Annotated in this window: 19 protein-coding genes; 10 read left to right on the plus strand and 9 right to left on the minus strand. The window is 60.7% G+C overall.

All coding sequences use genetic code 11. The features are described from left to right. Positions 1 to 476: 476 nt before the first annotated feature. From AXW79_RS20615 to AXW79_RS20625, 3 genes are read right to left on the minus strand one after another with little or no spacing between them, the layout of a single operon-like run. Entirely contained in the window at positions 477 to 1,883 is a 1,407-nt protein-coding gene (locus AXW79_RS20615) for an efflux transporter outer membrane subunit (protein ID WP_005319103.1), read from the minus strand. Beyond that, positions 1,876 to 5,019 (minus strand): efflux RND transporter permease subunit, encoded by a 3,144-nt coding sequence (locus tag AXW79_RS20620; protein ID WP_005319106.1) that lies wholly within the window; start codon positions 5,017 to 5,019, stop codon positions 1,876 to 1,878. The genes AXW79_RS20615 and AXW79_RS20620 overlap by 8 nt, the downstream gene beginning before the upstream one ends. A gap of 17 nt (positions 5,020 to 5,036) precedes the next feature. Next, positions 5,037 to 6,176, minus strand: a complete 1,140-nt coding sequence (locus tag AXW79_RS20625; protein WP_005319108.1) for an efflux RND transporter periplasmic adaptor subunit — start codon at positions 6,174 to 6,176, stop codon at positions 5,037 to 5,039. Positions 6,177 to 6,319: 143 nt separating this feature from the next. Between AXW79_RS20625 and AXW79_RS20630 the strand changes: the two genes are divergently transcribed. The 4 genes from AXW79_RS20630 to AXW79_RS20640 all read left to right on the plus strand — a co-directional run bounded on the left by AXW79_RS20630 (position 6,320) and on the right by AXW79_RS20640 (position 9,133). Further along, entirely contained in the window at positions 6,320 to 6,961 is a 642-nt protein-coding gene (locus AXW79_RS20630) for a TetR family transcriptional regulator (RefSeq protein WP_005319110.1), read from the plus strand. Positions 6,962 to 7,163: 202 nt separating this feature from the next. Then, positions 7,164 to 7,520 carry a class I SAM-dependent methyltransferase gene (locus AXW79_RS23895; RefSeq protein ID WP_073531799.1) on the plus strand — a complete coding sequence of 119 codons (357 nt, stop codon included), beginning with the start codon at positions 7,164 to 7,166 and terminating at the stop codon, positions 7,518 to 7,520. Continuing rightward, positions 7,436 to 7,837, plus strand: a complete 402-nt coding sequence (locus AXW79_RS23900) for a class I SAM-dependent methyltransferase (RefSeq protein WP_227534422.1) — start codon at positions 7,436 to 7,438, stop codon at positions 7,835 to 7,837. The genes AXW79_RS23895 and AXW79_RS23900 overlap by 85 nt, the downstream gene beginning before the upstream one ends. A 117-nt stretch (positions 7,838 to 7,954) precedes the next feature. Next, a complete protein-coding gene (locus tag AXW79_RS20640; RefSeq protein WP_005319114.1) occupies positions 7,955 to 9,133 on the plus strand; it encodes a dicarboxylate/amino acid:cation symporter in 1,179 nt (392 codons plus the stop codon). A 63-nt stretch (positions 9,134 to 9,196) separates the two neighbouring features. Here the strand turns inward: AXW79_RS20640 and tesB are convergent, their stop codons facing one another. The 6 genes from tesB to rnm all read right to left on the minus strand — a co-directional run bounded on the left by tesB (position 9,197) and on the right by rnm (position 14,513). Next, positions 9,197 to 10,060, minus strand: coding sequence for an acyl-CoA thioesterase II (gene tesB, locus AXW79_RS20645; protein WP_005319118.1), 864 nt, complete (start codon positions 10,058 to 10,060; stop codon positions 9,197 to 9,199). Positions 10,061 to 10,263: 203 nt separating this feature from the next. After that, a complete protein-coding gene (rluB, locus tag AXW79_RS20650) occupies positions 10,264 to 11,187 on the minus strand; it encodes a 23S rRNA pseudouridine(2605) synthase RluB (RefSeq protein WP_005319121.1) in 924 nt (307 codons plus the stop codon). Between the two features lie 142 nt (positions 11,188 to 11,329). Further along, positions 11,330 to 11,899, minus strand: a complete 570-nt coding sequence (scpB, locus tag AXW79_RS20655) for an SMC-Scp complex subunit ScpB (RefSeq protein ID WP_005319123.1) — start codon at positions 11,897 to 11,899, stop codon at positions 11,330 to 11,332. A gap of 98 nt (positions 11,900 to 11,997) precedes the next feature. Continuing rightward, positions 11,998 to 12,882, minus strand: coding sequence for a segregation and condensation protein A (locus AXW79_RS20660; RefSeq protein WP_170321059.1), 885 nt, complete (start codon positions 12,880 to 12,882; stop codon positions 11,998 to 12,000). Further along, positions 12,875 to 13,495: an L-threonylcarbamoyladenylate synthase gene (locus AXW79_RS20665; RefSeq protein WP_005319127.1), complete on the minus strand. Its 621-nt coding sequence runs from the start codon at positions 13,493 to 13,495 to the stop codon at positions 12,875 to 12,877. Before AXW79_RS20665 ends, AXW79_RS20660 begins: the two co-directional genes overlap by 8 nt. 136 nt (positions 13,496 to 13,631) lie before the next feature. Then, positions 13,632 to 14,513, minus strand: coding sequence for an RNase RNM (rnm, locus tag AXW79_RS20670; protein WP_005319129.1), 882 nt, complete (start codon positions 14,511 to 14,513; stop codon positions 13,632 to 13,634). 436 nt (positions 14,514 to 14,949) lie between these two features. On the opposite strand from rnm, the gene AXW79_RS20675 reads away from it, so the two are divergent. The 6 genes from AXW79_RS20675 to trpA all read left to right on the plus strand — a co-directional run bounded on the left by AXW79_RS20675 (position 14,950) and on the right by trpA (position 21,781). Continuing rightward, positions 14,950 to 16,587: an anthranilate synthase component 1 gene (locus AXW79_RS20675; protein ID WP_011898523.1), complete on the plus strand. Its 1,638-nt coding sequence runs from the start codon at positions 14,950 to 14,952 to the stop codon at positions 16,585 to 16,587. Continuing rightward, positions 16,580 to 17,179, plus strand: a complete 600-nt coding sequence (locus tag AXW79_RS20680; RefSeq protein WP_005319135.1) for an aminodeoxychorismate/anthranilate synthase component II — start codon at positions 16,580 to 16,582, stop codon at positions 17,177 to 17,179. The genes AXW79_RS20675 and AXW79_RS20680 overlap by 8 nt, the downstream gene beginning before the upstream one ends. 10 nt (positions 17,180 to 17,189) lie before the next feature. Continuing rightward, the gene (trpD, locus tag AXW79_RS20685; RefSeq protein WP_005319138.1) at positions 17,190 to 18,203 is read left to right on the plus strand and encodes an anthranilate phosphoribosyltransferase; all 1,014 of its coding nucleotides are present in this window, start codon (positions 17,190 to 17,192) and stop codon (positions 18,201 to 18,203) included. Next, positions 18,203 to 19,699, plus strand: coding sequence for a bifunctional indole-3-glycerol-phosphate synthase TrpC/phosphoribosylanthranilate isomerase TrpF (gene trpCF / locus AXW79_RS20690; RefSeq protein ID WP_005319140.1), 1,497 nt, complete (start codon positions 18,203 to 18,205; stop codon positions 19,697 to 19,699). Before trpD ends, trpCF begins: the two co-directional genes overlap by 1 nt. Positions 19,700 to 19,784: 85 nt before the next feature. Further along, a complete protein-coding gene (gene trpB, locus AXW79_RS20695; protein ID WP_005319143.1) occupies positions 19,785 to 20,978 on the plus strand; it encodes a tryptophan synthase subunit beta in 1,194 nt (397 codons plus the stop codon). After that, a complete protein-coding gene (trpA, locus tag AXW79_RS20700; protein ID WP_005319145.1) occupies positions 20,975 to 21,781 on the plus strand; it encodes a tryptophan synthase subunit alpha in 807 nt (268 codons plus the stop codon). Before trpB ends, trpA begins: the two co-directional genes overlap by 4 nt. The last annotated feature ends 219 nt before the right edge of the window (positions 21,782 to 22,000 follow it).

The raw sequence follows: 22,000 nt of genomic DNA on the forward strand, positions 1-22,000 counted from the left end.
CTTGTTTTGTTTGGCGACTAATGAGATCGCACAAACTGGACTGAGTTCCCTTCCTCCGCTGATCTACTATTCAGAACAGCTCTTTAGTCGTGACATCATTAATGGTCGCTTTATGACCACTCAAGGTATTGCATAGACAAGGCAATGACTGTTGCGGTTTGTTTAGTTACTACTTCTTTGATCTTAAATGCAAAATGAATTTCTTACTCACCAGGTCTTGCGACAAGCACGAATATGTACGGTCCTGAAAGGGTCTCTCTGTCTTTCGCACACAGCTCCAGTGCTATTTTGCGGTGCTGCCGTCAATTCACATACTACTCAATGACCTGGACATCGGAAACAGGGGTTCTAACTCGATAAAGCACGACGCATTATGTCATCAAGGTGCCATATGCATATGATCTTGCTCAAAAAAACAGGGCGAACCAGATGGTTCGCCCTGTGGCTATACGATAACCCAAAGTGGAAGGTAATCGCTACTGCTGCTCCGTCGTCGTGTCTGGGGCTTGCCAACCACCACCTATGGCCTTGTAGAGCGCCACCTGGTTGGTCAGTTGGGCCAGACGGGTGCTGATCAGGCCCTGCTTGGCACTGAACAACGAACGCTGGGCATCGAGCCGGGTCAGGTAACTGTCCACGCCTTGCTCATAACGGAACTCCGCCAGCTTGAAATAGGTCTGGTTGGCTTCGACCAGAGCCTGCTGTGCCCGCAACTGCTGCTGATAGTCCGCCTGGGCACCCAGGGTATCCGCAACCTCCTTGAAGGCGGTCTGGATGCTCTTCTCGTAGCTCGCCACCGCCTGCCGGGTACTCACTTCAGCCACATCAAGATCGGCGATACGTTTCCCACCGTCGAAGATGGGCAGGTTGCTCTGGGGGATAAACGACCAGGTGCCAGTTCCTCCGTCAAACAGGCCGCTCAGCTGGTTGCTGGCCGTCCCCGCCGTCGCGGTGAGCGAGATGGAGGGGAAGAAGGCGGCGCGCGCCGCGCCTATATTGGCATTGGCCGCCTTCAGACTGTGCTCGGCGGCCAGAATATCCGGGCGCTGTTGCAGCAAGCTCGAAGGCGCGCCCACCGGGATCGCCGCCAGTTTTACCTCGGCCAGGGTCACTGGCTGGCTGTCCAGCACAGGAACCTGGGTGCCAAGGAGCAGTGCTAGACCATTGCGATCCTGCTTCACCTGGCGTTGGTACTGGGCCAGGCTGACCCGGGCGCTTTCCAGTGCGGTACGCCCTTGGGCAAGCTCCATCTCGGAGGCGGCCCCCAACCGATACTTGTGCTCGGTCAGGCCATAACTCTCCTGCTCGGTCGACAAGGTCGCCTCGCTCAGCGCCAGCAACTCCTGATCCGCCAGCAAGGTGAGATAGGCATTGGCCACCGACGCTATCAGCGCAATCTGGGTGCTGCGCCGGGTCTCAATCTCGGCAAGGTAGGTCTCCAGAGCCTGATCTTTCAGGCTCTGGATCCGGCCAAACAGGTCCAGCTCATAGGCAGTGATGCCGAGATTGGCATCGTACTGGCTGCTGATAGTCCCCTGCCCCGTGCTGCTGAGATCGTCGGATCCCTGCTGGCGGGTGCCCGAGCCGTTCGCTGCCAGGGTCGGCAGTTGCGCCGCCCGCTGAATACGGTACCTGGCTTCATACGCCTCGACGTTGAGAGCCGCGATCCGCAGATCCCGGTTGTTCTCCAGTGCAGTGTCAATGAGCCTTTGCAGCGTCGGGTCGAGAAACTGTTGCTGCCAGGGGGAGACGGCCGCCTCCCCTGCTGTCTCATTGCTCTGCCAGGAGGCGCCTTGTGGCAATTCGGGTCTTTGATAGTCAGGGGCCATGGAACAGGCCCCCAGCAGCAGTGTCACGCTCAAGGCGACCAGCGTCTTAGTCATGATGGGTCTCCTTGGCAAGCGCAGCCTGCTCTTCCTGTGAATTGTGCTTGGTGAAGTGGCGAGTCACCAGCACGAAGAACAGCGGCACGAAGAAGATGGCCAGCACGGTCGCACTGATCATCCCCCCCATCACACCGGTCCCGATGGCGTTACGGCTGCTGGCACCGGCACCCGAGCTGATGACCAGCGGCAGTACACCCAGGATAAAGGCGAGGGAGGTCATCAGGATGGGACGCAGACGCGCAGCCTCAACCACGGCTTCACCCAAGCCCATTCCCTTGTCGTACAGCTCCTTGGCAAACTCGACGATAAGTATCGCGTTCTTGGCCGACAGCCCAATGGTGGTGAGCAAGCCCACCTGGAAGTAGACGTCGTTCTCAAGCCCGCGCATGGTCGCTGCCAATATGGCCCCCAAGACCCCGAGCGGTACCACCAGCATGACGGAGAAGGGAATGCTCCAGCTCTCGTACAGCGCCGCCAGACAGAGGAATACCACCAGCAGGGAGATGGCGTACAAGGCTGGCGCCTGGGAACCCGCTTGCCGCTCCTGCAAGGAGAGGCCGGTCCACTCGATACCTATCCCTTCCGGCAACTGCTTCACCATCTGCTCGATGGCTGCCATGGCGTCACCGGTACTCTTGCCTGGTGCCGCTTCACCCACTATCTCCATCGCCGAGACGCCATTATAGCGTTCCAGACGGGGCGAGCCGAAGCTCCACTCAGTGCTGGCAAAGGCGGAGAAGGGCACCATCTGGCCTGTGCTGTTGCGCACATACCACAGCTTGAGATCTTCCGGATTCATCCGGAAGGGGGCATCCGCCTGCAGGTAGACCTTCTTGACCCGCCCCCGGTCGACGAAGTCGTTCACGTAAGAAGAGCCCCAGGCCGTAGAGAGGGTGCTGTTGATGTCGCTGATGGAAAGCCCCTGAGCCAGCGCCTTCTCGTAGTCAATCTTGACGTCGAGCTGGGGCGTGTCTTCCATCCCGTTCGGGCGCACCCGCACCAGGTTGGGATCCTGCGCCGCCATACCAAGCAACTGGTTGCGCGCCGCCATCAGCTTGTCATGACCCAGTCCTGCGCGATCTTGCAGGTAAAAGTCAAAGCCGGTGGCCGTGCCCAGTTCAGGAATGGGAGGCAGGTTGAAGGCGAACACCTGGGCTTCCTTGATGCTGAACAGATAACCCATGGCGCGGCCTATGATGGCATTGGCGCTGCGATCCGGGCTGCTGCGCTCTTTCCAGTCTTTCAGCTTGATAAACGCCATGCCGCTGTTCTGGCCGCTACCGGCGAAGCTGAAGCCCGCCACCGTCAGCACAGAGTCGACGTTGTCCTTCTCGTTTTTCAGGAAGTAATCGCGCATGTCCGCCAGTACCACTTCGGTGCGCTGCTTGGTAGCACCGACCGGCAGTTGCACCATGGACATGATGACACCCTGATCCTCTTCCGGCAGGAAGGAGGTGGGCATGCGCATAAACAGCACGGCCAGCACCGCCAACATGGCGACATAGATGATGCTGTAACGGGCGCCCTGCTTGATCACCTTGCGCACACCGCTCTGGTAGCGGTTGGCACCAGAATCAAAGGCCCGGTTGAACCAGCCGAAGAAGCCACGCTGGGCACCGAACTCCCCATGCTTGATGGGCTTGAGCAGGGTAGCACACAGTGCCGGCGTCAGGATCAGGGCCACCAGCACAGACAACACCATGGCCGAGACGATGGTGAGAGAGAACTGGCGATAGATGGCACCGGTCGAACCACCAAAGAAGGCCATGGGCACAAAGACCGCAGAGAGCACCAGGGCGATCCCCACCAGGGCACCGGTGATCTGGGTCATGGACTTGCGGGTCGCTTCCAGCGGGGAGAGATCCTCCTCGCTCATCAGCCGCTCCACGTTCTCCACCACCACGATGGCATCATCCACCAGCAGGCCTATGGCCAGCACCAGACCGAACATGGTCAGGGTATTGATGGAGAAGCCGAACGCCGACATGACGCCAAAGGTCCCAAGCAATACAACCGGCACGGCTATGGTCGGGATCAGGGTGGCACGGAAGTTCTGCAAGAACAGATACATAACGCAGAACACCAGGAAGATCGCCTCGATCAGGGTCTGTACCACCTCCTCGATGGAGATCTGCACGAAGGGGGTAGTGTCGTACGGATAGACCACCTTCATGTTGGCTGGGAAGTAGGCTGAGAGCTCGTCCAGCTTGCCGCGGATCTTCTCGGCGGTGTCGAGGGCGTTGGCACCGGTCGCCAGCTTGATGGCAACCGCCGCGGTAGACTGGCCGTTGTAGAGCGCATCGGCGTCGTAGTTTTCACCCGCCAGCTCAACCCGGGCCACATCCTGCAACCGTACCTTGGAGCCGTCCTGATTCACCCGCAGCAGGATATTGTTGAACTCCTCCACGGTAGAGAGACGGGTCTGCCCCATGATGGTGGCAGTAAACTGCTGACTTTCGACCGAGGGCGTGCCCCCCACCTTGCCAAACGCCACCTGGGCATTCTGTGCCTTGATGGCGTTCTGCACATCAATCGGGGTCATCTGTACCCGGGTGAGCTTGTTCGGATCGAGCCAGACACGCATGGAGTACTGGCTGCCGAACAGTGTGATGTCCCCTACCCCGTCCAGACGGCTCAGCGGCTCCTTGATGTTGGCCACCACATAGTCGGCCAGGTCATCGTTGTTCATGCTGCCGTCACCGGAGATGAAGGCCGCCACCATCAGGAAGCTGCTGGAGGTCTTCTGAACCCGGATCCCCTGCTGCTGAACCTCTTGCGGCAACAGCGACATCGCCTGCTGCAGCTTGTTCTGCACCTGCACCTGGGCGATATCGGGATCTGTCCCCGCCTGGAAGGTGAGGGTCACCGACACATTGCCGGAGGAATCAGATTGAGAAGACATATAGAGCAGGTGATCCAGCCCCGTCATGTTCTGCTCGATGATCTGGGTCACAGAGTCTTCTACCGTCTTGGCAGAAGCTCCCGGATAGCTTGCAGATATGCCCACGGCGGGCGGTGCAATGCTGGGATACTGGGCGATCGGCAGGCCTATGATGGCCAGGCTCCCTGCCAGCATGATCACCAGGGCAATTACCCAGGCGAAGATGGGTCTATCTATGAAAAATCGTGCCATGAGGCGACTACTCCATCCTACTTGTTGGCCGGGGTCTGTTCAGACGGCGCGGTGGCCGCCTGTTCAGTGGGCGCGACGACAGCCCCGGGTTGTACCTTTTGCAGACCGGCGACGATCAACCGCTCACCCGTCTTGAGACCGGATTCAACCACCCAGTCACTGCCAACGATACGGCTCACCTGCACATCGCGCAGCTCGACCTTGTTGTCCGCCGTCACCACCATGACGGTAGCTCCCCCCTTGGGGGTGCGGGTCACGGCGGTTTGCGGCACCAGCAGCCCTTTTGCACGCTCGCCCTCTTGCAGAGTGGCGCGCATGAACATACCGGGCAGCAACAGTTGATGAGGGTTCGGCACTATCACCCGAAGGGTCACCATGCCGGTGGTCTCATCCACAGTCACGTCGGAGAACTGCAATGAGCCCTCTTCGCTGTAGCTGCTGCCATCTTCCAGCTGGAAGCGCACCTTGGCGCCCTTGTTCTCGTCCTGAACGAGCTTGCCAGCGGCGACCTGGTGCTTGAGGCGCAGCAGATCGGCGGTGGACTGACGCACATCCACATACATGGGATCGAGCTGCTGGATGGAGGTAAGGCTGTCAGCCTGCTGGGCTGTCACCAAGGCACCCTCGGTCACCGCGGACTTGCCGATGCGACCGCTGATGGGGGCCGTGATGCGGGTATAGGCCAGATTGATGTTGGCACTCTGCAAGGCCGCCTTGGCAGCGCCTATCTCGGCCAGTTGCTGCTTCCAGGCGGCATCGGCGTCGTCATACTCCTGGCTGCTAATGGCTTTCACCTTCACCAGTTCGGCATAACGCTTGGCCTTGAGGCGAGCGCTCTGCTCGTTGGCCTGATAAAGCGCAGGGTCGATCTGATAGAGCAGTTGCCCGGCCTTGACGTCGCTGCCTTCGGTAAACAGACGCTTGAGAATGATGCCACTCACCTGGGGACGCACCTCGGCGACCCGCAGCGGCGCGCTGCGACCGGTCAGCTCAGAGGTGAGTTGCAGCGGTGCCGTGTGCAGGGTCACCACATCCACGGCGGCGGGTGGCATGTCACCCGGCCCTTGCTGGGCACCGCCCTGTTCGCCACAAGCTGCCAGCAGACCACCTGCCAGCAGGGCAAGGCCAACCGAACGTGCGAGAATATGTTTATGCATGGAGAACCTTAACCTTTGTCAGTCAATGAATAACCACAGGGTTTACAGGTCCCTGTTGGTAAAATCGGAAAGATGAGGCAATATACATACATTCATAAATGTATGTAAGTGACTTTTTTTACTTTTATAAGGCGCAGATATCGATGGCCAGAAGAACCAAAGAAGAGGCGCAGCAGACCCGCTGCCACATCATGAGTACGGCCCTTAATCTGTTCTGTTCACACGGCTTGGCCAAGACCAGCCTGACCGATATTGCCAGGGCCGCCGACCTGACCCGTGGCGCCATCTACTGGCACTTCAAGAATAAAGAAGAGCTGTTCGTCTCCTTGTGGGAGGAGCTGTGCCAGCCGCTCTCCCACAAGCTCGACGCCTGCGTTGCCGAGCAGGAGCCCGATCCCCTCGGCAAGCTGCGCAGCTTCCTCAAGGAGGTGCTGGTGAAGATCAGTACCAATCCGGCTCATCAGCAGATGTTCACCATCATGTTCAATCTGGAATCGCTGGAAGGCGAAGCCATCTCCCTGCGCGAACACATGCGCGGCCAGGCCGCCAACTTTTTCCGGGATCTTGAGATCACCCTGACCAATGCCATCCGCCAGGGTCAACTCCCCAAGACGCTGGATACCCAGCGCGCCGCCACCCTGCTGCACTGCACACTGGATGGCTACATCATCAACTGGCTGCACTTCCCTGAGCGTATCAACCTGACCCGCGAGGCCGATTTCCTGCTCGACAGCCTGTTTACCCTGATAGCCCTGCCAAACGGCCCGGCCACCCGCCGCCCCTGATCTGCATGGGCCGGCCCCGAGCTGGCCCGCATTCCTTGCTGGCAAGGCGCAACGGGCTCTTGTCCAGCTTCTTGCTCAGCCAGGAGGTAGTCACAGCGCCACGGATCAGCGTCCACCCAGGCGGTATTATTTCGCTGCCTGAGCCTTTGGTAGCGCGCCGCCAAATTTGCTAGAGTAGCGCCCCCGAAAGAAGGTGCCTGCCATGTCCATATCACCACTGCCCAACTATGATGCTTCCCCCAGTCATGATGCCTCCTCCAGTCTGCCATCTGTGGCGGATCCAGGCACACTGTCAGCACGTCAGCGTTTTCTGAAACAGCTGGCGGCAGGCGCCCATCTGCTGGAAGCGGGCTGCGGAGCGGGCGAGGATCTGCTCTTTTTCCGGCAGCAGGGGTTCATGGTCACCGCCATTGATGCCAGCCTGGCCCAGGCGAAGCTGGCCTCGCGCCGGTGCGTGTCTGCCGATTCGAGCAGATGCACAACGTCCTGCCCTTTGACGGCATCTGGGCCAGCGGCTCCCTGCCCTGCCTGGTCGAGGAGGAGCTTGCCCCCGCCCTGATGCATCTCGCCAGCCTGCTCAAACCCCGGGCGCCGCTCTACTGCTCCTTCCCTTATGACGAGGGAAAATCCGGCAACCCAGTGGCATCCTCACAGGACGAATACCCGCTGCAGACCCGGCTCGATGAAGCCCGCCTGCAACAACTGATCGCCCCCCTGCCATTTGAGCTGCATCAGAGCTGGTGCGGCGAGGATGCCAAGCACGGCCGCTGGCTGCATGCCCTGCTGATCCGGCTACCCGATCTCACCCCCACCACGAATCAATATCGCCGCCGTCGCTTCAAAGGGCCCATCCCCCGCAATTCATCATCCAGCTAACAATATTTAACTCTGAGTTAACCAGGTGTTGGAAGACAAGATGCGGCACTTGTGTTAAAAAGCGGCATTAAAATCAGAATTAAATAACAAATCAGACACTAACACCTGGATTTCCTTATGAAACTTGTCCTCAAACTGGTTGCCGGTATTCTTGCCGGTCTCTTGCTCGGTCTCTACGCCCCGGAATGGGTTGCACGCCTGCTGTTTACGGCCAAGACAGTCATAGGTCAGCTGATCACCTTCACCATTCCGCTCATCATTCTGTTCTTCATCATGAGCGGTATCGCCAGCCTGCCGAAGAACTCCGGCAAGCTGCTGGGCAAGACGGTGGCGCTCTCTTATTGCTCCACCATACTGGCAGGTCTGTTCGCCTTCACAGTGGCAAGCCATCTGATCCCGCTGCTGACCACAGCCGCCGAGCCCACCACGGAAACCGCCATCAAGCTCAGCTCCTACGTCACTCTGGAGATACCGCCGCTGTTCGGGGTCATGTCTGCCCTGGCCGCCGCCTTCGTGTTCGGCATCGGCATCAGCGCCACCGAGGCCACCGACCTGCGCCGCGTCGCCGATCAGGGCCGTGACATCATAGACCGCCTGCTGGCCCGGGTGATTATCCCGCTGCTGCCGTTCTACATCGCCGGTGTCTTCGTCGAGATGACGGTGGAGGGCACCGTCTTTGCCACCCTCAAGACCTTCGGCGTGGTGCTGGTGATGGCCATTGTCATGCACTGGTTCTGGCTCAGCGTGCTGTTCGTCGGCACGGGTCTGGCGCTCGGTCGCTCACCCGCTATGCTCATCAAGAACATGCTGCCCGCCTACTTCACCGCATTGGGAACCATGTCCAGCGCCGCCACCATTCCGGTTGCGCTGCAGGCCAGCAAGAACAACGGCGTGAGCCATGGCATCGCCAACTTCACAGTGCCCCTGTGCGCCACCATCCACCTGTGTGGCTCCACCATAACCCTGGTGACCTGCGCCACCGCCGTCATGTTCCTCTCCGAGCACCTGGCCATTCCCGGCTATGGCACCATGCTGCCCTTCATCATGATGCTGGGCGTCATCATGATAGCCGCACCGGGCGCACCGGGTGGCGGCGTCATGTCGGCCCTGGGTCTGCTCACCTCCATGCTCGGTTTCGGGGAAGCCTCCATCGCCCTGATGATCGCCCTCTACCTGGCGCAGGACAGCTTTGGCACCGCCTGCAACGTCACCGGTGACGGCGTCATCGCCCTGTGGGCCGACCGTTTCGCCCAGGGTGGGGAAGCACAGCTTGCCCCCGAGCGTGAAACGGCCTGACTGCCGGTTCGGAAAACAAAACGGGAGCCACTGGCTCCCGTTTTTTATGGCTGGCATCTGAGGTCAACCGCGTCGGCGGATCACCCCTTCCTGCGCCGTGCTCGCCACCAGCACACCATCGCGGGTAAAGAACTGGCCGCGTACCAGACCACGACCTGCGCTGGCGCTCGGGCTGTCCACCACGTAGAGCAGCCAGTCATCCAGCCTGAAGTCCCGGTGGAACCACATGGAGTGATCTATGGTGGCCACCTGCATGTCCGGCTCCCAGTAAGAGACGCCATGGGGCTGCAGGGCGGTAAACAGGAAGTGGAAATCGGAGGCATAGGCCAGCAGGTACTTGTGGACCCGCTGATCATCCGGCATCTGGCCATTGGCCTTGAACCAGACATGGCGCAGCGGCTCGTGCACATCCGGACGGATCGGGTCGACCAGGGTCACAGGGCGAATTTCGATGGGCTTCTCGCACATGATCTTGTCACGCAGGGCGGGCGGGATCTGATGCTCGTAGGGACGCACCAGCTCCAGTTCGCTCTTGAGCTGCTCGGGTGGGGTGATCCCCGCCGGCATACTTATCTGATGCTCGAACCCTTCGGCCTCGACCTGGAACGAGGCGTTGAGATAGAAGATGGGCTTGCCACCCTGGATGGCCTTGACCCGGCGGGTAGAGACGGTCTGACCGTCGCGGATATTCTCCACATCGTAGATGATGGGACGATTGGCATCACCGGGGCGCAAGAAGTAGGAGTGAAAACTGTGCACCTGACGATCGGCGGCCACCGTCTGTTTGGCGGCTGACAAGGCCTGCCCCATTACCTGTCCGCCAAACACGGCCCGCAGACCGAGATCCTGGCTCTGGCCCCGAAACAGGCCCTCCTCGATTTTCTCGAGCGCCAGCAGGGCCAGCAGCTCATCCAATACCTTGCTCATTATTATCTCCTGTATCAGTGCCGCAAAGGCTAACAAGCCCGCTCTGGCAGAGCAACCTTGCCCCTCTCCCCCAGCGGGTCCGCCGGGTGGTTTAATTCAGCAAGGAGGGGATTGGAATAATAAGCGGCAAACCGCAGCAACAAAAAGGCCCGCCTGAGAGGCGGGCCTTTCCTTGCATGAACCCATGAGGCTCAGCGCAATGCTTACTTGCTGCCGGTACCCGAGTTGCGGGTAGAGGAAGTCGGCTTGCGACGGGCCGTGGTGCTGCGTGCGCGCGGCTCCATACCCTGCATGTCCTTGTGACGCTTGACGGCACGACGGATCTGGGCAGCCTGCTTGTGACGGGTGCTCTTGCCATCCTGCTGCAGGTCGACCTTGGATTCGGTCTCCGGCGGCATGTTGACCAGGCCGCGCAGGTAGTTCACTTCCGGCAGTTTCAGCTCCTGCCAGCCACCGCGGGGGATGCCACGATCCAGGGTGACATCGCCGTAGCGCACCCGCATCAGGCGGCTCACCTGCACTTCCTGGGATTCCCACAGACGGCGCACTTCACGGTTGCGACCTTCGGTCAGGGTGACGTTGAACCACTGGTTCAGACCTTCACCGCCGGCCGGTTTGATCTTGTTGAACTTGGCCATGCCATCTTCCATCTGCACGCCTTTGCGCAGGCGCTGCAACATGGCTTCGGTGATCTCGCCAAACACGCGCACCGCGTATTCGCGCTCCACTTCGTGGCTCGGGTGCATCAGGCGGTTGGCCAGTTCACCGTCTGTGGTGAACAGCAACAGGCCTGAGGTATTGACGTCGAGACGGCCTACCGCGATCCAGCGGGCGCTGTCCAGCTTGGGCAGACGATCGAACACGGTCGGACGACCTTCCGGATCGTGACGGGTACACATCTCCCCTTCGGACTTGTGATACGCCAGCACACGGCAGATCATCTCTTCCTCGGCACGGGTCTTGACCGTATGGCCATCGACACGGATCACGGCGTTCACTTCGACGCGATCTCCCAGTGTGGCGACCTTGCCATCCACACTGACCCGACCTGCGGTGATCAGGGCCTCCATCTCACGACGGGAGCCGTGACCCGCGCGGGCCAACACTTTTTGCAGTTTTTCACTCATCGGGGTTACCTGATTGTTGATCGCTGCCCGCCAGCATAACGGGCAACGTTGACTACTGTGCCAGATCCCGTCAGGGCAATCCGGCACCACTTTGATCATTAAGAGACCTGGCCCACGCCTTGGCAAATGCCAACAACATGGATCAGGTTTCACGGCCCTCAGCCGGCATAACGGCCAGGGGGGTTTGCAGTTCAGGATCCAGCTCGGGGAGCTGCTCCAGGCTCTGCAGATTGAAATAATCCAGAAATTCCCGGGTGGTGGCGAGCAGCTCCGGGCGACCCACCACCTCCTTGTGACCGACGCTGCGCACCCAGCCACGGTCTTTCAGGGTATTCACTATCTGGCTCGACACCGCCACCCCGCGGATGGCTTCGATCTCGGCCCGGGTGATGGGCTGACGATACGCAATCAGTGTCAGCGTCTCCATCACGGCGCGCGAATAACGGGGAGCCCGTTCGCTCCAGAGCCTTGAGAGCTCCTCGGCATACTCCTGGCGCGCCTGAAAGCGCCAGCCGGAGGCAACTTCTTTAAGCTCCACTCCCCGCTCGCTGTAATCCTGTCGCAATTCGGCCAGCAGCAGCTGAATATAGCGGCCGGTGACGGGGTAATCCGCCAGCACACCGCTTTTCAGCTCGCTCACGGTCAAGGGGCGCCCGGCAATAAAAATCGCGGCTTCGACCAGTGTCTTGAGTCGTTCAGCAGGCAGCGCCACGGTTGCCCTCCTTGCTCACGACGTCGGGCTGGCTGGGCAACGGGAAATGCACGCAACCCCCGGCAAGTTGGCTGCGAGGAAGCGACAAAGAAAACAACTCAGTGCGCATGTCCACGCTCCCCGGTCTCCTCTTGGCTCGCCAGGGCAAAATGGATAGGACCCAGGGGTTCAGCCTGCAGGATCCAGATCAGGGACTCCTTGCACAGCTCCAGCAGCGCCAGAAACGTCACCAGCACCCCCATGCGTCCCTCTTCCATTTTGAGTACCTGTTCCAGCCGCAATGTCTGGCCCAGAGAGAGCATGGCCAAGATCTCCGCCATGCGCACCCGGGTCGGGATCTGCTCACGGCGGATCTGGTGATGTTCGAAATGAGTCGCGCGTTTTACCACACTTTGCATGTAAAGGGCGAGCTCAACCAGTGAAACATCGGGAGTCAGTGGCTTGAGAGAGCCGAAATCCGGCGGCAGGGCGGCGGCGATATAAATCTCCCGCTCCACTCGTGGCAAGGCATTGAGGCGCTCGCCCCCCACCTTGAAGCGCTCATATTCTTGCAATCGACGAATAAGGGTGACGCGGGGATCTTCTCCCTCTTCTTCGTCCTCAAGCTCGGGGGCCTTGGGCAGCAAAAGACGGGATTTGATCTCCGCGAGCCAGGCCGCCATCAGCAGATATTCAGCCGCCAGCTCCAGATTGAGCCCCTGCATCAGCTCCACGTACTCCATGTACTGGGCGGTGATCTGCAGGATTGGCAGGTTCAGGATATCCAGCTGCTGACGCCGAATGAGATAGAGCAGCAGATCGAGGGGCCCCTCGAAGGTATCGAGAAACACTTCCAGCGCATCGGGCGGAATAAACAGATCCTGGGGCAGCTCATGATAGGGCTGCCCCAGCACTTTCGCGATGGGGGATGGGGCAAGCCCCTCCCCCATGGTGACCTGTGCTGGCGTGGCCATCACAGGTGCCGGGTCGGCAGTATCACTCAAACGGCGTGGGATCCCCGGCACCACGACGACGCAGCACTGTCTCGTCGTCGGAGAAGTCCACCACTGTGGTGGGCTGCTCGCCCAGATAGCCACCGTTGACCACCAGATCCAGCTGTTTGCCCAGCTTGTCGAAGATCTCTTCCGGATCAAACTCCGCCATCTCTGAACCCGGCAGGATCAGTGTGGTGGAGAGCAGCGGCTCACCGAGCGCTTCCAGCAGAGCCAGCGCTATGTTGTTGGCCGGCACCCGGATGCCGATGGTCTTCTTCTTCTCGTTCATCAGGCGGCGCGGCACTTCCTTGGTCGCCTTGAAGATGAAGGTGTAGGGCCCAGGTGTGTTGCCCTTGACCAGACGAAACGCCGTGTTGTCCACCTTGGCATAGGTAGATATCTCGGAGAGATCCCGGCACACCAGGGTGAAGTCGTGGGTGGGGTCAATGCGACGGATGCGGCAGATGCGCTCCAGCGCGCCCTTGTCACCCATCTGGCAACCGAGCGCATAGCCGGAATCAGTCGGATAGGCAATGACGCCGCCGTTCTGGATGATCTGCACCGCCTGACCGATCAGACGGGCCTGGGGGTTTTCCGGGTGTACGTAAAAATGCTGACTCATAGCTCGTTCTCGCAATGGGGGCGGCAATGCCTGCCCGCTCGTATGGTCACGGGTTCCAGACCCATGACGCTACCTTAACCTGTTTGACGCCGGTTTACCCTCCCATGCAACAGAGGGCCAACCGGTAGACCCTGTGCTAGCGATTGGCCAGCAGGGTAGCGTGCTGCTCGGTGGTGAGACCAAAGTGGTCCGGATAGGCCAGCCAGAGCGGCATGCCTTCTTTTGGCAGCCAGAGGTGGCGGCCCAACTCGGTCCAGCTGGACGGAAAATGAAAATCAGACCCCACCGAAATATAGAGGTCGTGATCCTTGGCCCACTGGCCCAGGTTGGCCCGCTCCTGCGGACTCTGCTGGGGAAGTGACACCTCCATGGCATCGCCACCGGCCGCCTTGAAGGCCACCAGCAGCCGCTTGATCCACTTGGCGGTGAGATCGTAACGGCTGGGGTGAGCCAGTACCGCCAACCCACCGGCGGCGTGAATGGCGGTGATGGCCTCGCTCATCTCGGGCCATTCAGCCGGGGCATACCCTTTATTGCCACGGCTCAGGTACTTTTTGAATACCTTCTGCATGTTGTCGGCCACACCGCGCGCCACCAGCACACGGGCAAAATGGGCCCGGGTCACGGCAGCATCACCGGCCAGCGCCTTGGCCTCTTCATAGGTGCCGGGGATGAGGCACTTCTCCAGACGGCGCCCTATTTCCAGCGCGCGCGTCTCGCGGCGAGCCCGTTGACCCGCCAAAAACGCCACCAGCTGCGGATTTTTTTCATCCACCCCCAGCGCCACCACATGGATCTCGTGGTGCTCCCAGCCGGTGGAGATCTCGACCCCGCTTACCAGTCGCAGCGGCAGTTGCTCGGCTTCGATGGTACGACGCACCTCATCAAGCCCGTCAAGGGTATCGTGGTCAGTGACTGCTAACACCTCGACCTGTTTTTCGGCGGCACGACGCACCAGATCGGCGGGGCTCAGCACGCCGTCGGAGGCTGTGGTATGACAGTGAAGATCGAATCTCATCAGGTTATTCCGCTCTCATGGTCAGGTCCCCATCGGGATAGATAGGCAAAAAAGCGACTTGACTTGGCCGCGGCTTTATCGTTTTCTGTAGGCACTTCATTGCAAACATCTTTTTACAGGACTTTATCATGCAAACGACTTCCATCCTGACCATCTGGTGGTGGCACACTCCCTGACATGCGGGCGTGTGGTCGTTGCTGTATCTGTAATCTGACAGCAAATTAAGAACCCAAAGAAAAAGCCCGCTGACCCCAGCGGGCTTTTTTATTATCCGGCAAATGGACCTGTGATGAAACCGAGAATTCAGACAAGAACACTGACATGGCGATGGCAACCCTACTGAAGCTGCAAAACCAACGTAATTTCCAAGGCATTTTTTCAAGGTATTCAACGTCATGAACATCGGTAAAACGCATCACACGCAAGGGAACGCACTATGACCGTCAATACGACTCGCTTGCCCCTGGGTGAATTCGATACCCTCAAGCTCAATGCCCCCTATGTGGCCGACCCGCTGGCGCTCTACACCCAGCTCTGCCAGGGGCGCCCCAACAACCTGCTGCTGGAATCGGTGGAGATCGACTCCAAGGCGGGCAAGCAGAGCCTGCTGCTGGTCGATGCCTGCCTGCGCATCGAATGCCGGGGTCGCACTGTGCGAGTTCGCACCCTGAACGACAACGGCGCCCAGTTGCAGAGCCTGCTGGCCGAGCGTCTGCCCGCCGTCATCAGCCAGACGCTGGTGGATGGCGAGTTGCAGCTCGACTTCCCCGCCTCCGATCGGGAACAGGATGAAGACTCTCGCCTCAAGGGGAGCAGCGTGCTGGACGTGCTGCGCACCCTGCAACAAGAGCTGCAGTGCCAACTGGGTAAAGAAGCGCTGTTTATGGCGGGCAGCTTCGCCTACGACCTGATCGCCTCCTTTGAAGATCTGCCAGAGGTGCCGGAGGGGAGCAACAACTGCCCCGACTACTGCTTCTATGTGGCCGAGACCCTGATCACCATCGACCATATCGAGCGATCCACCCAGTTGCTGGCCTGCATCTTTGGCGGCGACAGCGACGAGAGCCATGTGGACGACAGATATGCTCGTCTCACCGAGCGACTCACCGACTTCAAACTGGCCTGCCAGCAAGCCCGGATCCCGGCGCAAGCCACTGCGGCCCTGACCGGCGGCATGAGCGTGGACAAGAGCGACAAACAGTTCTGCGCCGAGGTGGAGAAGCTCAAGGGCTTTATCCGCCGTGGCGACATCTTCCAGGTGGTGCCGTCCCGCTGCTTCTCCCTGCCCTGCCCGAGCCCGCTGGCCGCCTATCGCCGCCTCAAGCAGACCAACCCCAGCCCCTACATGTTCTACGTGCAGGATGAAAACTTCACCCTGTTTGGCGCCTCACCGGAGAGCGCGGTGAAATTCTGCGCCGCCAGCCGCGACGTCGAGATGTACCCCATCGCCGGTACCCGTCGCCGGGGGTTGAACCCGGATGGCAGCATCAACCGGGATCTGGATGGCCGCATCGAGCTGGAGCTGCGTCAAGATGAAAAAGAGGTCGCCGAACACCTGATGCTGGTGGATCTGGGCCGCAACGACATCGCCCGCATCTCGGCGCCCGGCACCCGCTACGTCAAGGAGCTGCTCAAGGTGGATCGCTACAGCCACGTGATGCATCTGGTCTCCAAGGTGGTCGGCACCTTGCGCGCCGACCTTGACGCCCTGCACGCCTATCAGGCCTGCATGAACATGGGCACCCTCACCGGCGCCCCCAAGATCCGCGCCAGCGAGCTTATTCGCATGGTGGAAGGCAAGCGCCGTGGCAGCTATGGCGGCGCCGTCGGCTACATCAACGGTGCGGGGGAGATGGATACCTGCATCGTCATTCGCTCCGCCTTTGTCAAAGATGGCGTGGCCCATGTACAGGCCGGTGCCGGTGTGGTCTATGACTCCAAACCCCAGGCCGAAGCGGACGAGACCCGCGCCAAGGCGGCCGCCGTGCTGGCCGCCATCGCCGCCAGCCATGGCACCTCACTGCAAGCCCTGAGCGCCCAGCAGGAGCAACATAAGGACGTGAGCCATGACTAACATTTTCCTGCTCGATAACTTCGACTCCTTTACCTACAACCTCGTCGACCAGTTCCGCTCCCTCGGCTATCCGGTGCGGATCTACCGCAACAGCCTGCCCGCGAGCCGCATCATGAGCGAAATTGCCGCCTGCGAAGGGGATGCTGTACTGGTGCTCTCCCCTGGGCCGGGCGCACCCCATGAAGCGGGTTGCCTGATTGATTTGATCAAGCTGGCCCGTGGTCAGGTGCCCATCCTCGGCATCTGCCTCGGTCATCAGGCCCTGTGCGAAGCCTACGGCGGCACCGTCGGCGCGGCGGGTGAAATCGTCCACGGCAAGCGATCCCTGATTGAGCACAACGGCCACGGCGCCTTTGCCGGTCTGCCGAGCCCGCTGCCGGTAGCCCGCTACCACTCGCTGGTCGCCACCTATGTGCCGGAAGAACTGACTGTGATTGCCCACTATCAGGGCATGCCCATGGCCATAGAGCAGCAGGATGACAGGGTGCTGGGCTTCCAGTTCCACCCCGAATCCATCATGACCTCGGAAGGGGCCCGCCTGCTGACTCAGGCGCTCGCCCATATCACCCGTCCAGTTAGCAGTGTGCGGTAAGGAAGACCCTATGCATCATCATCTCAACACCCTCTATCAGGGTCAGTCTCTGAGCCGTGAAAGCACCCGTGACGCCTTCGGGCAAGTGGTTCGTGGCGAAGTGGATCCCATAGTGCTCGCCAGTTTATTGACCGCCCTCAAGATCAAGGGGGAGACACCGGAGGAGATCGCCGGCGCCGCCGAGGCGTTGCTGGCGGAGGCTCGCGACTTCCCGCGTCCGGATTATGAGTTTTGCGACATCGTCGGTACCGGTGGCGATGGCCTCAACACCATCAACGTCTCCACCACCTCGGCACTGGTCGCAGCCGCCTGCGGTCTGAAAGTGGCCAAGCACGGCAACCGCTCGGTATCGAGCAAGTCGGGTTCGAGCGATCTGCTCGACAAGATGGGCATCAAGCTCGACATGAGCCCGGCGCAAGCGCGCCATTGCCTGGACAAACTCGGCATCTGCTTCTTGTTCGCTCCCCAATACCACGCAGGGGTGCGCCACGCCATGCCGGTGCGTCAGGCCCTCAAGACCCGCACCCTGTTCAACGTGCTGGGGCCGCTCATCAACCCCGCTCGCCCCACCTATCAGCTGATGGGGGTCTATGCCCCCGAGCTGGTGCGCCCCATCGCAGAAACCCTGCTGGCACTGGGGCTGAAAACCGGTATGGTGGTTCACGGCGCCGGACTCGACGAGATTGCCATCCACGGCCCGACCCAGGTGGCCCAGATCCGTGACGGCGAGATCCGCGAATTCATGATCACCCCGGCTGACTTTGGCCTGGAGACCTATCCGGTGAGCGCCATTCAGGGGGGCGAGCCCGAAGAGAACCGTGCCATCACCGCCGCCATTCTGGCAGGGCAAGGCACTCCAGCGCACAACGCCGCCATCGCAGCCAACGTGGCCCCGCTGCTGTTGATGGCGGGCAAGGCCGCGGATCTCAAGAGCGCGGCGGCCGAGGTGCTGGCAGTGCTGGCGAGCGGCAAGGCGGCCGAGCTCGCCGCCCGCCTCGCCACCCTGAGCCATCAGGAGGCATGATGTCAGCCACGAACCAGCACGGCACCAAACAAGAAAGCCCGCAGGGCAATAGCCAGCTTCGCAAGGATAACGAGATGTCAGACCTCATTGCCCCCCATGCTTTTCTGAACATGGCTTCCATCAACCAGACCATTCTCGGCAAAATCGTGGCGGCCAAGCAGGAGTGGGTTGCCGCCCGCAAGCTGGCCCAGCCTCTTGAAAGTTTCAAGAACGAACTGACCCAAAGCGATCGGGATTTCGTCGGTGCCCTCAAGGCCGGTTCCACCCGCTTTATTCTGGAGTGCAAGAAGGCCTCCCCCTCCAAGGGGCTGATCCGCGATGATTTCAGCCCGGAGGCCATCGCCGATATCTATGGCAAATACGCCACCGCCATCTCGGTGCTGACCGACGAGAAGTTCTTTCAAGGGGATTTCGCCTTTTTGCCGCGAGTGCGCGCCCGCGTCCAGCAACCGGTGCTGTGCAAGGATTTCATGATTGACCCCTATCAGCTCTATCTGGCCCGCCACTATCAGGCTGACGCCATACTGCTGATGCTCTCTGTGCTCACCGACGAGGGCTATCGCGCCCTGTTCGCGGTCGCCAAAGCGCTGGGCCTGGGTGTGCTGACCGAGGTGAGCAATGAGGAAGAGCTGGCCCGCGCCATCGCGCTGGGGGCACCGGTCATCGGCATCAACAACCGGGACCTGCGGGACTTGAGTGTGGATCTCAACCGCACCAAGCAGCTGGCCAGAAACATTCCCGCCGACCGGGTCGTGATCAGCGAATCCGGCATCAAGGAGCGCACCCAGGTGGCCGACCTTCGCCACCATGCCAAGGGCTTCCTGGTGGGCTCCTCCCTGATGGAGGAAGCGGATCTGGAGGCCGCAGTACGCAAGCTGGTGCTGGGCCAGAACAAGGTATGCGGCCTGACCCGCGCCGAAGATGCCACCGCCGCCCATCAGGCAGGCGCCGTATTCGGCGGCCTCATCTTTGTCGCCAAGAGCCCACGCTATGTGGACATTCCCACCGCCCGCGCCGTGATGGCTGGCGCGCCGCTCTCTTACGTCGGGGTATTTCGCAACGCCATGCCCGCCACCATAGTCCAGACGGTAGAAGCTCTGGGACTGGCCGCGGTGCAACTGCATGGGGATGAAGATGCCGCCTATATCGAGGCGCTGCGTCCGCTGCTGCCGGCGAGCTGCCAGGTCTGGAAAGCCATAGGAGTCACGAGTGGCGAGCCGCTGCCCGCCCTCGACTATCCGGCGGATCGCCTGCTGCTGGATACAAAAGTGGGCAGCCAGAGCGGCGGCACAGGTCAGGCGTTCGACTGGGCCATGCTGGCCAATCTGAATAAAGCCAAGCTGATGCTGGCGGGCGGCCTGAACCCCGACAATGCCCTGCAGGCGGCAGAGGTCGGCTGCCTCGGCCTTGATTTCAACTCGGGGGTGGAGAGTGCCCCGGGCCAGAAAGATCCACACAAGCTAGCTGCGGCCTTTAGCGCCCTGCGCGGCTTGTAACAGTGCCCTTCGCCTCTTTGAAAGCGCAGAGCGATAACACCGAATTTAATAATGTCTTTTTGATTCAAGGTATAAGGAAGAAACCATGACCCTGCTCAACCCGTTTTTTGGTGAATTTGGCGGCATGTACGTGCCCCAAATCCTCATCCCCGCCCTGCTTCAGCTGGAAAAAGCCTTCGTCGATGCTCAGGAAGATCCGGCCTTTATCGCCGAATTTCAGGAGCTGCTGACCGAGTATGCCGGTCGCCCGACCCCGCTCACCCTGACCCGCAACCTGACCAAGGGCACCAAGACCCGCCTCTATCTGAAGCGCGAAGACTTGCTGCACGGCGGCGCCCACAAGACCAACCAGGTGCTGGGTCAGGCGCTGCTGGCCAAGCGAATGGGCAAAACCGAGATCATCGCCGAGACCGGCGCCGGTCAACACGGCGTCGCCACCGCACTGGCCTGCGCCCTGCTCGGCCTCAAGTGCCGGGTCTATATGGGCGCCAAGGATTGCGAGCGCCAGAAGCCCAACGTCTTTCGCATGAAGCTGATGGGTGCCACCGTCATTCCGGTGCATTCCGGCTCATCCACCCTCAAAGATGCCTGCAACGAGGCGCTGCGTGACTGGGCTGCCAGCTACGACAACGCCCACTACCTGCTGGGAACGGCCGCCGGTCCGCACCCCTTCCCCACTATCGTGCGGGAGTTCCAGAAAATGATCGGCGAAGAGGCCAAGGCCCAGTGCTTCAAGAAAGAGGAGCGCCTGCCCGATGCGGTGATCGCTTGTGTCGGCGGCGGCTCCAACGCCATCGGCATGTTTGCCGACTTTATCGACAACAAGGAGGTGCGTCTGATCGGGGTCGAGCCGGGTGGTCACGGCATCGAGAGTGGCGAGCACGGTGCGCCGCTGGGTCACGGCAGCAAGGGGGTCTTCTTTGGCATGCACTCCTACCTGATGCAGGACAAGCAGGGGCAAATTCAGGAGTCCTACTCCGTCTCGGCGGGGCTGGATTTCCCCTCCGTCGGCCCGCAGCACGCCCATCTGGCTTCCATCGGCCGCGCCGAGTATGTCTCCATCACCGACAAGGAGGCGCTGGACGCCTTCCAGGAGCTAGCCAAATCCGAGGGGATTATCCCGGCGCTGGAGTCCTCCCACGCGCTGGCTCACGCCCTCAAGATGGCCCGCAGTGAACCGGAAAAAGAGCTGGTGCTGATCGTCAACCTCTCCGGCCGTGGCGACAAAGATATCTTCACCGTGGCAGACATTTTTGAAAAAGAAGGAACCTTGTCATGAACCCTTACGCACAACTCTTCTCCCGTCTGGATGCGGTCAATCAGGGCGCCTTTGTACCATTCGTGATGCTGGGTGACCCCACCCCAGAACTCTCCCTGGCCATCGTTGATGCGCTGGTCGCAGGGGGCGCCGATGCCCTCGAGCTCGGCATTCCCTTCTCCGATCCGGTAGCGGATGGCCCCACCATTCAGGGTGCCGCCCTGCGCGCCTTCGAGAGCCACACAACCCCGGACGACTGCTTCGAGCTGCTCGGCCGCATCCGCGCCAAGTACCCGCAGCTGCCCATTGGCCTCTTGGTCTACGCCAACCTGGTTTATGTGCGCCACATCGACGGCTTCTATGAGAAGTGCCAGCAGGCGGGTGTGGATTCTGTGCTGGTCGCCGACGTGCCGGTGCAGATGTGCGCCCCCTACAAGGCGGCCGCCGACAAGTTCGGCATCGACAGCATCTTTATCGCCCCGCCCAATGGCGATGCCGAGACCCTGAAACAGGTGGCGGAGCTGGGCAGTGGTTACACCTATCTGGTGAGCCGCGCCGGTGTGACCGGCGCCGAGACCAAGGCCGGCATGCCGGTAGATGGCCTGATCAATACCCTGCGCGAGTTCAATGCCCCCCCCGCCCTGCTCGGCTTTGGTATCAGCGAACCGGCTCAGGTACGTGAAGCCATTGCCGCAGGCGCGGCCGGTGCCATCTCCGGCTCCGCCGTGGTGAAGATTATCGAGACACACCACCAGAACCCGGAGCATATGCTCACTCGTCTGAAGGAGTTTGTGGAAGGGATGAAGGCGGCGACCAATCGATAAGGGGCGGCATGGGTCACATGCCATTAGCCGTGAGTGATCCGGCTGCGTATCCGCCTTACGCATAGCAGCCATCGTTGCATCGCCGCATCAAAGGGAGCCTGACCGGCTCCCTTTCTCTTTCCTGCTTGCTGCCGCTCCCGGCGCCTTTGTAGTGGTCTAATCATCACGGACACCATTTTAGGTGGTACAGTCGCCACCATGACCTGAGGTGATCAATGA

This window comes from Aeromonas salmonicida subsp. salmonicida (genome assembly GCF_001643305.1).
Taxonomy (GTDB): domain Bacteria; phylum Pseudomonadota; class Gammaproteobacteria; order Enterobacterales; family Aeromonadaceae; genus Aeromonas; species Aeromonas salmonicida.